Annotated in this window: 11 protein-coding genes; all 11 read right to left on the bottom strand. The window is 37.9% G+C overall.

The window, feature by feature from the left end:
- Window positions 1-18 precede the first annotated feature (18 nt).
- Window positions 19-2,250: a cell wall-binding repeat-containing protein gene (locus LKE46_RS08245; RefSeq protein WP_291720394.1), complete on the bottom strand. Its 2,232-nt coding sequence runs from the start codon at window positions 2,248-2,250 to the stop codon at window positions 19-21.
- A 22-nt stretch (window positions 2,251-2,272) separates the two neighbouring features.
- Complete coding sequence (locus LKE46_RS08250; RefSeq protein ID WP_291720397.1) at window positions 2,273-4,924, bottom strand: cell wall-binding repeat-containing protein; 2,652 nt, start codon at window positions 4,922-4,924, stop codon at window positions 2,273-2,275.
- Between the two features lie 134 nt (window positions 4,925-5,058).
- Entirely contained in the window at window positions 5,059-6,312 is a 1,254-nt protein-coding gene (locus tag LKE46_RS08255) for a zinc-binding dehydrogenase (protein ID WP_291720400.1), read from the bottom strand.
- A 14-nt stretch (window positions 6,313-6,326) separates the two neighbouring features.
- Entirely contained in the window at window positions 6,327-7,763 is a 1,437-nt protein-coding gene (locus tag LKE46_RS08260) for a PTS mannitol transporter subunit IICB (RefSeq protein ID WP_291720403.1), read from the bottom strand.
- Window positions 7,753-8,520: a nucleoside/nucleotide kinase family protein gene (locus tag LKE46_RS08265; protein ID WP_291720406.1), complete on the bottom strand. Its 768-nt coding sequence runs from the start codon at window positions 8,518-8,520 to the stop codon at window positions 7,753-7,755. Before LKE46_RS08265 ends, LKE46_RS08260 begins: the two co-directional genes overlap by 11 nt.
- Entirely contained in the window at window positions 8,514-8,942 is a 429-nt protein-coding gene (locus tag LKE46_RS08270) for a PTS sugar transporter subunit IIA (RefSeq protein WP_291720409.1), read from the bottom strand. The genes LKE46_RS08265 and LKE46_RS08270 overlap by 7 nt, the downstream gene beginning before the upstream one ends.
- A gap of 16 nt (window positions 8,943-8,958) precedes the next feature.
- A complete protein-coding gene (locus tag LKE46_RS08275; protein WP_291720414.1) occupies window positions 8,959-10,986 on the bottom strand; it encodes a BglG family transcription antiterminator in 2,028 nt (675 codons plus the stop codon).
- Between the two features lie 199 nt (window positions 10,987-11,185).
- Complete coding sequence (locus LKE46_RS08280; RefSeq protein WP_291720417.1) at window positions 11,186-11,365, bottom strand: YjfB family protein; 180 nt, start codon at window positions 11,363-11,365, stop codon at window positions 11,186-11,188.
- A gap of 69 nt (window positions 11,366-11,434) precedes the next feature.
- Window positions 11,435-12,532: a Ger(x)C family spore germination protein gene (locus LKE46_RS08285; RefSeq protein ID WP_291720420.1), complete on the bottom strand. Its 1,098-nt coding sequence runs from the start codon at window positions 12,530-12,532 to the stop codon at window positions 11,435-11,437.
- Between the two features lie 28 nt (window positions 12,533-12,560).
- The gene (locus LKE46_RS08290; protein ID WP_291720423.1) at window positions 12,561-13,655 is read right to left on the bottom strand and encodes a GerAB/ArcD/ProY family transporter; all 1,095 of its coding nucleotides are present in this window, start codon (window positions 13,653-13,655) and stop codon (window positions 12,561-12,563) included.
- Window positions 13,655-15,136, bottom strand: a complete 1,482-nt coding sequence (locus LKE46_RS08295) for a spore germination protein (RefSeq protein WP_291720426.1) — start codon at window positions 15,134-15,136, stop codon at window positions 13,655-13,657. The genes LKE46_RS08290 and LKE46_RS08295 overlap by 1 nt, the downstream gene beginning before the upstream one ends.
- Window positions 15,137-15,231: the final 95 nt, after the last annotated feature.

Genomic DNA, 15,231 nt, shown 5'->3' on the forward strand with positions numbered 1-15,231 from the left:
TTCATAGTTTTAAATTAATTAGTTAACTGTTAAATTTACAAGTATAGGATTTGCAAAATATTCTACAGTACCTTTTATATAATAGGTTTGAGGAGTGTTTATATTTACATATGGTTTATCCCAGGATGTTACCTTAGCTATTTTAATCTTGCCATCAGCTGTAACAACTCTTATAGTATCAGGTAATTTATATTCTTGACCTGCGTAATCTTCCGCATTTATATTTATAATCAAGTCCGGCTGATATACTGATACAATTCTTGGTTTTATATAAACTGTAATACCGGCCTTTTTATCTGACCCATTTATAATTCCCTCAAAATTTATTATGGTAACTGAGCAATCATCATAATCTTCAGAATCAATTCCATTGACATCAATAGATTTAGTACTCCAGGAATCTATCTTAAATGATTTTTTAGTTGATGGATTAGTAACTTTTTTAGGCAAATCATAAGATTCACCCTGAATAACATACATCGGATCTGCCTGGATATCAGTATCATTATCTCCTGGATTATCCGGATTGTCCGGGTTATCAGGATAGTCTGGATCATTAGGGTCCTGTCCACCTTCACCGGTAACTACAAGCATAAGCTCTACCTTCTTGCTGTACCCACTTACAGTTCCCTCATAGGTATACACACCCTCGGCATAATCATTTTCAGGTCCCCAGGTTACAGATACATTTTCTGTGGAGCCGTCCGTCATTATGGCAGGTATCTTGGTTGGCAGGCTATAATCGGACTTGTTGCTTACAGTTTTCTTTATATTGTTTATGGTCTTTATAGTTTTGGTTGTCGACCCGCTGTCGGTAACTGTCAACGTAAGCTTGACCTTCTTGCTGTATTTGTCCACTGCACCGTAGAAGACATAGACACCTGGCTTGTTTCCCGACTGCGTTCCATAGTCCCAGGACACTGCAACCTGGCTTGTAGTGCCGTCGGTCATCTGTGCCGGAACCGTGGTAGGCAGGCTGAAGCTGTTCCTGCTTGCCGCTGTTTTTTCAATGTCATCAATCTTGTAAGGCAGCGGTTTTACCGTGAGTGTTGCATATACTTTTTCGTCAGTGCCCTTCACCGTCCCGGTAAATGTGTAAATACCGGGCTTTGTGGTGTTTACTTTGGTAAGATTCCATTCAACGGGCATTTCCTTTTTAGTACCGTCGGTAGCTGTTATAACTATTGTTTCTCTAGGTGTGTACTTTTCATTCTGCCATATGGTATCGGTTATGTTGTCAGTATTACCCACTCCAAGAGACAGGCTCTTTGCTATGCTTTCCGCTTCATAGCTTACAGCTCCCGTACCTCCAAGCACCTTCAGGTCGTTGACTATGTGGGTTTTAAGAAAATTTGACGTAGCTTCATCCAGGGGACTGTCTACGAAGAGTATCGGCGATGAAGTTTTTGGTGCAAGTGCGGAAGCTCCCAGTGAATCCGGAAAATCCCTGGCAGAAGCTATGTATAAAGTACCTGTATCCACTTCATTCTGGAAAGCCTGTATTACTCCTACATTTTTACTATATGAATTTCCCGACCCTATTCTCTTTACATTTGACAATCCATTTATGACACTGTCACTTATAGTATTGCTGTCGCCCACTACATATATCTGATCCATTTTGGAACCATTCCCAAGATATTTCTTTACAGAAGCAGGCATATAATTCCCGCCGGTCAGTATTATTGGCATCTCCTTTAAGGCCGCTATGGAGGCTATTGTCATGCCGTCTCTGAAGTCATTCCCATTGACCAGTGCTACCTCCCCGGATTTTCCGACCTTGGCCGCAACCTTCAGGGCCGTTTCATATCTGTCATCCCCTCCGATTCTTGTAACTTTTATATTTCTAGCCGCCAGCGAATCCTCTATACTCTGGGATACAACACCCTTTCCTCCCACTATGAACACATTTTTTACATTCAATCTTGTAAGCTCGGAAGATGTGTACGGACTCAAGGTACCGGCACCTGTTAAAAGTATGGGTGCATCATATTTTTTTGCAAGCGGAGCCGCAGAGAGAGCATCGGGATAGTTTTCCCCGTTTGCCAGAACTGCATATTTCGTATCGGTATTCCACCCTGCATCACACACCTTGGCCGCCGTTTCATATCTGTCTATACCACCGTATCTTTCAACGGATGGTGCCGCATATGCTTTTGTAGTACTCAAAACACCTGCAATAGCCGCAGCTGCAACCAATAAAGCCAACTTTCTGCTTCTGAGCACTCCCGGCATTTTTAGATTATTCATTAATATATAGGCACTCCTTTCCCTAATTCTCCTCAAGTACGGAATTAACTGCATTAAAGAAATTCCTGTAGTTATCGTACATATTTATTTTTTGTTCTGCAAAATCCCTGTCATCTTTTTTATCTTCAAGTGCATTCTGAAGGCTGTCAATAGTATCACTTCCGCTGTAACCCGGATCCTGCAGCCCTATTGTCTGGATCTGTGCCTCTATATTCTGTATATCATCGGCATACCTTTTCTCAAGCGTTCTATAATAATCATATCTGTAATCAGAATATATATAGTTGATTTTATTTATTATCTCTTCCATATCATTTGCCTTGTTGGATGTTGACAGCTGATTTTCAAGATCTTTGACCTTCTTGTTCATACTGTCTTTTTTGTCTATATCCGCCAGCTCATTCTGGACACTTGAAAGGCTTTCATTTGCATCCTTGAGTTCAGTATCAGACAGACCGCCTGAAGCTATCTTCTGCTTCAGCCAGGACATTTCACTTCTAAGAGTCTGAAGTGTTCCATTGTAGGCTCCGGAATCATAGGACCTGTAAAGCACTCTGAATCTGAGTTTATCGTAGTTTTTATAATTGTATGAACTCTCAAAATCACTTATCTGACTTTTTATTTCGGCATTTATTGTACTGTCCGGAGAATATACTGCATCGCCGCTTATGGAGCTTATATCAAAATCCCTGTAATAGAGAGATTCTTCATAGGACAGTATCGGTGTATAGTCCAGTATGGGATTGTCTTCCAAGTAAAGTGTTTTCAAATTTGTAAGGCCGCTTATGTAGGTCAGTTTATCGATATCGTTGTTGCTCAGATTCAAGTACTTCAGCCCCGTCAGATTCTGAAGCGGTTTCAGGTCATTTCCGTCTATGCTGTCATTACTGCTCAGATCCAGATAAGTAAGGTTTGTCAGCTTTTTCAGGGTATCCAGATTGCTTACATTTGTATCACTCAAGTTGAGAGTATTCAAGGTTGTAAGTTTTTCAAGATTTGTAAGGCTTCCTACATTTGTTCCCTTAAGATTCAAAGACGTAAGCCTTATCAGGTATTTCAAATCACTCAGATCGGAGCTGCTTATAGAATTCTTGTATTTGTAGCTTCCATCTGTACTGGAATTGCTCAAGTCCAGAGAAGTCAGCCTCGTCATGTATTCAAAAACACTGTCACTTGTCTTGTCATAATCATCGTCGTCATCATCCTTGGAATTTTTTCGTGAATAGCCAAGGGTATCTATATCATTGTCACTTAAATTCAACTGACCAAGGCTCGTAAGATTGGACAAATACGAAACATCGGATATTCTGTTGTGGCTCAGATTGAGATCCTGAAGATTGTACAGTTTCAGGAGAGGTTTTACGCTCGTTATCTGATTATAGCTAAGATCCAGACTCTTCAAATTTACACAGTTTTCAAGTCCGCTGATATCCTTTATTCCCTGATTGCTCAGATCCAGTGATGTAATATTTTTCAGGTCTGAATAATTGAGAGTTCCTACAGGCATTCCCACCTTTTCTCTTATGAGCTTTTCCAGATTGCTGTCCTTGAAAACAGTTGTGGATGAATCTCCCGTACTTGCATTTTTGTCCCAGAACACGTCGCCAAATATGTCGCCTACCCTGGAATCTGGCATAACTCCCTGTCCTCCCAGAACCGTAAGATATTCAGGTATATCACTGTCATATTCATAATTGGGTATCTTGGTAAGTATGAAATTCTTTATCAGCTCTGAATTCGATTCCCCGGAAAGTATTACAGGAGCCTTGTTTTTAGCCGCTTCAGCTGCACCTGACAGCGCATCGGCAAATCCCTCGCCTGAAGCAATATACAGATTGTTCAAGCTGAACAGGTCGCTGCTGCTGTTGTAATCTTCACTGGTTCCTGTTTTTTCAAGAAATCTGGCTATTACATTTATGTTTCTCTCATACTTGTCCTTCCCTGTTATTCTCTCCACATTCCCAAACTGCTGGGCACCATCATCGCTTTCCAGCGTATTTTCAAACTCACCTGCTACATTGTCGCTTACCACACTATTGTCACCTACAATAAAGACCTTGTCTACTGTAGTATTCAAATTTTTAACGTAAGCTTTTGTCTCCTCCGGCATGATGTTCTTTGGCACCAGGATCACCGGAATTCCCATAAGCGCAGCTGCCGGACCTATGGACAATGCATCAGCATAATCCATACCTGTTGCAACTGCAAGGGTATCCACCTTTCCGAACTTCTCAGCAATTTTTACGGAGGTGTCATATCTGTTTGCCCCACCTATCCTCTCCGTCTGCATGCCAAGCGAATTCAGCCTGCTGATTACACTGTCGTTGACAGCACCTCTACCACCTATTACAAACACCTTTCCAATATTAAGGTTTTCAAGTTCCGTAACTATGGAACCATCTATATAATTTCCATGAGTCAAAAGTATAGGTGCATCATACTTTTTTGCCAGTGGAATGGAACTCAATGCGTCCGGATAATTCTCCCCGGAAGCAAGGACAGCGTAATATGAGGAAGACCAGCCATCCTGCGCAACCTTTAAAGACGTAGCATACCTGTCGGCTCCCGCCAGCCTCTTTGTTGTCGGAATTGAGGCACTGACTTTATGCAATGAGGCAAAGCTGAAGATGGCAGTCAATGTCAATCCAATTATAAATTTTCTTTTTATAGTCACAGTCTTTCCTCCAAACTCAATGTAAGTTTCACTTTAAAATAATCTTTCTTTAATAAGTTATCGGAACCTTATTTGTCATACTTTAGCATTTACCAATAAAAAAACAGCCTTTTACAGCTGTTTAAATAGTATTCTCATTTCTCAAGTGAATTCAGCAGGAATTTTTCAGCCTCTTCACACCAGATGTTATTGTGTTTTTTGCATATTTCAGCTAATTTTCTATAAAGCTCATTATCCTCACCCAGCTTTTCAAAATCCTCAATTGCCGTCAGCTCCATTTCTATATGGGGATAAATCAGCTTCTTTCCTCCTGGAATATGAGGCAGATTCCTTATAGTTTCCGGAACTGCATTCAACCCTCCAACATGGGTTATCATGAAGGATGGATTAATAAGACCCTTTTCCGACAGTTCTATGGATTCCAGCATATCTCCGGTTGATCCGCCTGATGTTCCAACTATGTGGGTTCCTTCATAGTGAACCTTGTAAAAATTGAACGGAGCCTTGAACCTGTCATCGGTTGGTCCGGAGAAAAAGTTCAGGCAGCCGTCATTGCCCAATATATCGTCGGCAGTTTCCACCAGCTGCCCGACAGCTGCAAATACAAATACATCGTCATACCCTTTGTCCCCTGACAATTTCATCAGCTCTTTCACCGCATCTTTATTCCGGGTATTAAGATATATCAGTTCAACACCTTTTTTCATGGCTTCCTCAGCTTTTATCAGTCCGGCCACCCTGTTCAATCTCGCTTCATCTATATCTACAACTATAACCAGTTCCGGCTTTACCGGGCCATTGATGGCATACTCTATGGCTCCCAGTCCCATGGGACCGGCACAGCCAAGAAGTGCAACCTTTCCTCCTTTCTTTATTCCCATATCATGCTCGTAAACATACTGCTTTGTGTGGTAGCTGGCATGAAATGCTCCTATTATGCAGGACATTGGCTCTGAAAGTGATCCATTTGCAAAGTATGTTTCGTTTAGGGGAAGCACACAGCCTAAATCAATTGCTATTTTGGGAATTATGCAATAGGTGGCGCACCCTCCAAAATACTCATAGCTGTATCCGGCAGAGTAGCCTGATTCAAGTCCCATTGCGGGCTGCAGTACAAATCTCTGCCCTTCCCTAAATTTATTTTTTAAATTGTTTCCCACCTTTTCTATAATTCCTGCAAATTCATGGCCTACGATTGCCGGATGCTCTGATACATCTTCGGGAACCCTCTTGTGTTCTTCTCCTCTTATCAGAGCTTTGTAAGTAGATAAACAAGCACTGTCCGAAATCACCTTTACCAGCAATTCATCATCTGTAATTTCCGGCAAATCAAATTCTCTTATATATATTTTATTCTTTCCTGCCAGAACTGCCGCTCTCGTTTTCATAAATCAACATCTCCTTATTTTTTGTACTTTTCAGTTTGTTTCCTTAATTCTGATAATAATTCATCTATATTGCTGTCACTCATGAAATTTTCAATAGTTATTATACGTTTATCCGGCCATACGGATCTAGCTCTTTCCAGCAGGCTTTCATGGGTCACAATTACATCGGCCTCCTGTGGTACCTTTTCAATGGCATAGTTTTTGACTGTGACTGAAAGTCCTTCCTTTTCCATTCTCTTTCTAAATGCACTGGCTCCCATGGCACTGCTTCCAAGACCTGCATCGCAGGCAAATGCAATAAATTTTATCGGTGCATCAACAGGAGTTTCATCCTGCGTCAATACATCCTTTAATACTTTCTTGCCTTCATTTTGCATTTGTTTTGACTTTTTAACCGACTCTTCAAATTCTTCATCTGTCTGTTTCGATGATTTCAGTATTAAAGATGATATAAGGAAACTTACCAATGCAGCTACTGTCACTCCTGCAATTACTCCTACAAAATTTCCCTTTGGCGTCAATGCCAGATATGCAAATATTGATCCCGGACTCGGTCCTGCAACCAGTCCTACCTTGAAGAAACTGAATGTTGCTATACCTGAAGCACTTCCGAGTATCATACTCACAATCAATATCGGCTTCATCAGTACATATGGAAAATATATCTCATGTATGCCGCCCAGGAAATGTATTATTATTGCTCCCGGTGCTGTTTCCTTGGATGTACCCTTTCCAAACAGAGAATATGCAATCAGCAGTCCAAGACCTGCTCCGGGGTTAGAAGCTACCATGAAGTAGATAGACTTTCCTGCCTTCAGTGCCGCCTGCATTCCCAATGGATAGTAAATTCCCTGGTCGATTACATTGTTTAAAAACAATACCTTTGCAGGCTCGTTTATAAGTGACAGAACTGGTAAAAATCCCGTTTTTATGAGACCTTCTATAGCCACGGTTATTGCCTTGTTGGCCTGAAGTATTACAGGTCCTATCAGGGAATAGGAAACAAGACAGAGCAGCAAACCTATTATTCCCAGTGAAAAATTGTTGATGACCATTTCAAATCCAGTTGGTATTTTATTTTCAATAAGCTTGTCAAATTTCTTTATTATATATGCACTGAGCGGTCCCATGATCATTGCCCCAAGAAACATTGGTATATTTGCACCTACTATCAACCCGAAAGTTCCGATGGCACCTGCCACTCCGCCTCTCGCTCCTGCTACAAGCGTACCGCCTGTATATGCAAGCAGCAGCGGAAGCAGATAAGTTATCATGGGTGATACAAGCTTTGCAAAGTACGCATCGGGAATCCACCCCGTCGGTATGAACAGTGCAGTTATGAATCCCCACGCAATGAATGCACCCATATTTGGAATAACCATCCCCGTCAAGAATCCACCAAAAGCCTGTACTTTTGATCTCGCACTCTTTTTTTGTTTACTAATTTCCATTTATAATACCTCCTGTTTCATATTTTCCATCTTTCGACAGCTTCAAATATAAATCGGCACCGGAACTATTGTCCATCACTCTTCTCAAATTTTTGCCGTCGCTTTTTTCATAAAACTTCACTGCATCTTCCCTGGATAATCCCCCCCTCGTTTTTCGCTGTACCAGCCTTTCCTTCAGCATTGCTTCATCGGCGTCTATAAAGATACTGTAGTCGCAATATTCTTTTAATTCTCTCCATTTGTCCTCATCCAGCAAAAGCCAGTTGCCTTCAATCAACACAATATCCTTTGTTACAAGTATTTGGTCCTCTACTACATCATGAAGGTTTCTGTCATAGACCGGCCACATGACATTTTCATGTTTTAAAGCTGCTATTTTTGATTTCAATCTATCCAGATCAAAAGTTTCCGGACACCCTTTGACTTCTACCATAGGTACTTTTTTTCCATCCACTACTATACTGTTGTTTTTAATGTAATCCTGATGATAGTGAAATCCATCAATTCCAACTGCTTGTATTTCCAGAACCTCCTCATTGTCCCTTGAGAGAAATTCCAGGAATGAAGCTAAAGTACTTTTACCCGCCCCGGGTGGAGCCGCCAAATACACAAGGAATCTCCCATTTTTATTTTTCTTCATATGAGTCAACTTTTTCAATATGGGTATGAATATATTTTTTATATCCCTTTCATAATAATCTGCATTCACCTCAAAGGAATTAACTGAAAATTTATATGACACAATTCTATCTAACATATACACTCAAGTACCTCTTCCCTGGATTTTGCCGAAAACAGTTTTTTTACAGATTCATCTTCCATAAGCAGTTCAGTCAGTTCAGAGATCAATTTCAAGTGTCTGTCGGAATCTTTTGCCGCCAGGACAATGATCAGTTTTACATCTTTATCCTCCGGGAACTTTACACTTTTCGACAGCTTCAAAAGTGACATTCCCGTTTTCAATACCCCATCCTCCGGCCTTGAATGCGGCATGGCAACACCAGGCATGATAACCACATAAGGTCCGTTGTCTATTATATTGTTCAGCATTGCATCAATATATTCATCCTTTATGAATCCACCATTCTTCAATGGAGCAGCTGCAATTTTAACGGCCTCCTTCCAATTTGCCACTTCATCCACCACATTTATATTATTTTCCAGCATCTCTTTCAGCATACTATCATCTCCCCATTCATAAGTTTTTTATCTGTTCCGCAAGATATTCCTTCAACACCTCTTCTATATAACTTTTCACAGCTTCCCTGTTTCCATTTTTTATATCATCCAGGAATATTTCATCTTCAAACAGTGCACTGCTTATACTTGAAATTGCCGGCACATCTCTCGGATCGCCCTCCGGTATAAGCATAACCAAAGCTACTTTAGCCTTTGAAAAATACTCGTTTTCAAAATGATCAGATTCAGGTTTTATCAATATGAATTTTGATTCATCCACTCCTTTGGTCTTCGCATGGAGCAGTACAAATTCAAACTCCGGTATAACCTGTGTAGACAACATCTCTCTTTTCTTCAGATCATTGTATATATAATTTTTATTGCTTTCATTTTCTCCAAGTATTTCACTCACAAAAGTCATAATTTCATCCAGCTGGATATACGAATTTACAGTATATAATTCAAAATTTTTGATAATAGAGCTTATTTCCCTGCTTATCAAGTTTATCTTTTCCACCTGGGTAAGTGTATCATCTGTTTTTTCAGTACTTTCATCCAATTTTGAATTTTTTAATACGTTTTCAATCTCCTTTGAAATCAAAAGAACGTCTTTTTCCGTAAGCATTGCATTTACCTTTATATAATTGTATTTGGAAGTATTCAGGTCAAAGGTTGATATCAATATTTCAACATCACTTATTTTATCAGAGTACAGGTCCTCAAAGGAAAGAGTTCTTATCCTTACCTTGTCATGAAAAATATTGGATATTCTTGAAGACAGCAGTGCAGAAATTCCTATTCCACTGGAACATATGACACCTACATTTACTTTTCTCCTGAATTTATAATTATTTTTCAGCCGTACCTCAGCTCCGCCAAAATGTATTGCCAGCAGGCCCAGTTCCTGCTCTGGAATTTCAACATCAAATTTTTCTTCAATTACCTTTGCAGCTCTCTGGGCTTTTTCATATACCCTAGGATATAAATCCTTTATCTCATCCTGAAATGGATTTTGAATCTCGATTCCATGTTTCAATCGCACTATTGTAGGTCTTACATGTGCTATCAACCCCTTTATAAAATCCGTATCCTGTTTAAGCTGATAAGCTATAGTACTATCATATTGCTGAATCATTTCATATATCATATATCTGATGTCGGGTTCTGTATCAACTACATCTTCGCTTTCATTTATGTGCTGAAGCTTGGAACCCTTGATGTATATATACACATCTATTATATCTGTAGTAGTATATTCTATTGAAAATCGCCCACCGAGCATGGAAATTAATTCTATTACAAATTCATAGTCCCTAATATTTTTCTCTGTTAAATCTATACTCTTTTCTCTTATATTTTTCCTGCCCATAAGTACCCTCTTTGTGATTATGGACAAATACGCTGTGAGTTCCGTATAGGAACTCTCCGCCATTTCACTTAATATACTGTTCTTTACATGTTTCATTGAAGCAATTATTTTATCTATGATATCAGGCTCTATTAGATCAGATAATAATTTAAACGGGTCCTCTGAATTCTGATATACATATCTCATACATGCTTTCCTGTAATCTTCTTCTTTATAATCCAGGTAAATTCCAAGCCCGGATTTTCTAACCAATTTTATATTGTTTTCTAAAAACCAGTTTTCTACAGTGTCCAGATCATTGCTGATTGTACCTTCACTAACCTTTAAAAGGCTTGAATAATAATACATCTTCTGAGGTTCTTCCTGCTTTAATAACTCCAGAATAAGATGATTATGGCGCTCTTTTCTGTTTTGCGGATCAATATATTCCAGGTTCTTCAATTCTTCCAGCAGTCTGTTCTCATCGGATTCATTTCCAGTAATACTGACACCCTTTTTAGATTTAGTATCCAAGCTAAGATCATATTCTTTCAAACAATTATCTGCTTTTCTCAATTCTCTAAATATAGTTCTTTTGCTTATCTGCAAATTTTCAGCAAGAACTCCAGCGGGAATAGGTTTATCCGACCTGAGCAAAAGGAATAAAATTTGGATTAATCTTGCTGAGAACCTCATAGCGTCACCTCTTTTCGCTTTAATTATAATACGTTTTCAATGGGTTTCTCAACCAAAAGAAAATCATTATTGTCATCATTGTACACTGACAAATTTATATTTTTATTTCAAACTAAATTACAGTAGAGCTGTCACCATATAATAATGACAACTCTACTGTATATGTTAGTCAGTCAAGCTATAGATTGAGAACATCGATCTATGCCCTCATATCTATATTATTTCCGAGGTTGGGATCTACTGTAATATCATCCAACATTTCAGTCATCTGCAAAGCAGTATCATTATTGTTGTCCATAGCCATTTTCATAACTGCTATTCCTGCATCCTGCTGAACCTTTGACTGATTCATTACAATTGATAGTGCTGCTATATCCATATTATCATCTCCCAGATGTATTTGATTACCCGAACATATTTATTATCGTTTTTATATATACTTTCTTTATTATTTTTGAAAAGAGCCGCGTCCGCAGTTCTCTACAGATACTTTTACATTTACGTCTATACTGGAATCAAGCACTTCTTTGTTCCAATCCGTATTGCTCCACCTTCCATATTTTGCTGCAGCATACTGTCCAAGACCTATGCAGTCTGTTTTATATTCCATTTTCATCTTATTTATAACCAAGCAACAATTTTTATGCACTATTTCTCCAATTTCTTTTTCAAAAAGTTCTCTAGTATTTACGTTTTTTGAAAGATCTTTAAAATAAGTATTCGTAATTGTATTTCCCTTCAATTTCAATTCTATTGTGAAATGAAGTTTTCCATCAATTCTGTCTACACTGATTTTTCTTGATGAATCCGCATAAAAGTCTGCATAATTTTTTGAACTCTTCTGAAGGCTCACAATTCCAAAGCTTCTATCATTTCTCATTAGATTAAGCCATTTGCTGTCATCAGGGTTTGATTTTGCAACCATATTTGCATCTTTGAACAAAGCCATACCCGATACTTTTATCTTGCCATCGCATATTTCAATATAGGGTATAACAGGATTGACACCTTCAACATAAAGTGAGGTATATAAGTCCGTTATCTTTGTATTCTTTGGGAAAAAGGAATAATTGAACTCGTTTTTCATCAGGCCTTCTATAAAATCAGAGGAACTCGGATATCCCTTTACCTTGTGTGAAAGCATATCCTCAGCTTTGCCCTTGCATATTACAAAATAACCGGTATCATTCAGCTGCGGATTTTTGAATAATACATCTATTATCGGCTCAATTCCATAAACAGCATTGCTCTCACTTATCACATACACCTTTTCAAATCCGAGTATGCTCTTTTTATCCGATATTGACTGCCTGTTTTCCCTAGTTTCACCTATGGTTTTCCCCACACCTTTTCTTATTGTACTGCTTATTCTGGTATTTTCTCCATCTTCACCCGTATCTCCAAATATATAGGTAGATAATGGTATACTATATGATACCAAATTCGGAGTATTGTATTCAATATCCGAACCTATTCCTGCAACTATCTCAAGATTCTCAACTGCATCTGCATTTTTTATACCTACCATAAAAAATGCGCATATCATACATAAGAGTGGTATAATAATCAGGATTTTATTTTTTTTCATTTAAATCATTCCTTTTTACAAGTACCATACAGCATATTATAGTAAAATATACTATGTTGAATAAAACATATTTTGGAATTATAAATTTTAAAAAAGTTCTCCTGGATTCTTCATTTATGAAGTTGGAAGCCATAAACACTAAAATGGGATACATAATTATGGACAGCTTCTTGACTGAAAACTTTTTAAGTAAATCGTGCAATATAAATACAGATGCAAAATAATTGTTAGAAATAGTTTTAAAATTGACTATGGTCCATAGAAACATGAATATAAATCTGAAATTGTTTATTATGGGTATTTCAATTGATTTAGTAGATATAAGTATTGCCCAGAAGGATTTTTTTATCAAGTCTATTCCGCAATAGTATATTGTCAAAAAAGTTATGGATGAATACAGAAATATTATAAACAGCACAGCTATTACCGCATAACTTTTAAAGTTCTTTTTATCGCTCAGTAAGGGATATAGTAAAAAAATTATTTCCGTACCGCCATATGAGAAATATGATTTAAAACTTGCACTGAGCAGGGATTTAACATCCAAATCGAATACAGGAAGAACATTTAAAATTTTCCCTTTGCCAAGTGCAACAAGAGAAATAAGACAAACAACTATAGTAATTACAAAAATCAATTCATTTATACTTGCCAGAGGTTTCAGTCCGCTGTAACTTGATATGGCTCCCAGAAAAATTACAAATATGAGTAGTTTTATCGGCGACATAAAGCTCATTATAAAGGTAGCCAGAAGAATAGTCAGCCCTGACGCAATAGTAGTAGTATATATTATAAAATTAAGCATAAAAATTATATTAAGAAAATTTCCTATAAAGTTTCCAAAAAATTTCTTGCTCAACTGTAATATGTTCTTTTCCGGAAACTTATTCTGAAGTATACATGCAATACATACCATATACAGTGGATAAATTCCTCCGACAATAACTGAAATCCAGCCATTTTGCCTGGCAATTTCAGTTACTTCATTTGGAAGGCTGAGCAGACCTACACCTATAACGGTACCTGTTAAAATGCATAGCAGCTGATATGGGGTTATTTTATTTCCCAGACTGTATTGCATCAATGTTTCCCCCTAAATTTCTTCATGGAATTTCCCTGTCTGGTCCTGTTTTTATTTGGTATGGCCTCTGGTCTTCTGTCCATATTCCACAATTGTGCCCTGATGAATGTGTCCTCCAGATCATGTTTTTTTAAGGATAGATAGGGAATTCCGAAGCTGTTCATTGAAAATAAATGCAGCAAAATCAGATACCATCCGGCAGCAATCCCAACAATTCCAAATATGTCGGCAAGTATTATCATTGGAAATCTCACTATACGTATAGAAAGCGACATATCATAATTTGGAATAACAAATGTTCCAATTACAGCTGTCCCTACAACCACAAGAGTGGCAGGGCTTACAAGACGTGCCTTTAGTGCTGCATCACCGATTATGAATCCTCCAACCAGGCTGAGAGTCTGACCTATTTTCCCAGGCAGTCTCAGTCCTCCTTCCCTTAAAAATTCCACTATCATTTCCATGGACAATATTTCAATTAAAGGAGTCAGCAGGAGCCCTCTTCTTGTAGACACAAGAGGGAGAAGAAATTTTATCGGTATAAGTTCCGCATTGAATTTTATAAATGACAGATAGGCGGCAGGAAGAGTTATAACCAAAACAACTGCAATCAGTCTTAGAATTCTAATTGTAGAAGACAATATACTTCTTTCATAATAATCTTCTATTGCCTGAAAAAATTCTGTAAACACCGCAGGTACTACAAGAACATATGGTGTACCCTGACATAATATTGCAGCCCTGCCCTCCATCAAATCATTTATGACTATATCCGGCCTCTCAGTTGCAAAACATTGAGGAAACACGCTATAGGGATGACTTTCTATATATTGTTCTATAATACCCGCTCCCGTTATTGAATCCACATCTATGGCAGACAACCTATCCCTTATATTTTTCATTATCTTTTCATCTGCAATGCTGTCTATATATATTAGTTTTATATCTGTCTGAGTATATTTTCCCAGGGTAAAATTTTCAATAGTCAGATCGGTATGCTTTATCATCCTTCTGATCATGCTTACATTTGTCTCCAGGTTTTCAACAAATCCTTCTCTTGAGCCCCTGACTGCATATTCATTTAAAGATTCTGATATCTGTCTATAATTTCCATCTCTTGTATCTATTATTATAAAATCATCCGTACATTCTATAATCAATACAGTATCTCCACGTTTCAGGGCAAATATGGCCTGGTCAATATCCTCTTCTATAAGTGTACTACTTGAAGTTATATATTTTTTACATATTATGTTACATATATCCGTAGAGAGACGTAGATTATCATTTGTACTCAGCATGAGAGGCTTTAGTATATTCATATCTATGGATTTTCTGTCTGCAAGAGAATTTACATAAAGGAGTACTGCCTGTATTGGAAATTTATTTCCTATTTCAAAGAATCTTTTTATAACTGTATCTGTATTTCCAAGACCGTCAATAATCTTTTTTATACTGCTGTTCATATCTAAATCATCCATTAATATCACCCATAATAGTTTGGATTTACTCTAGAGAAATTATACAAAAATAAAAAACCGAAGTACTCAAAATTTTTGTTCTTTAGTACTCCGCT

Source organism: Clostridium sp. (assembly GCF_022482905.1).
Lineage (GTDB): Bacteria > Bacillota > Clostridia > Clostridiales > Clostridiaceae > Clostridium_B.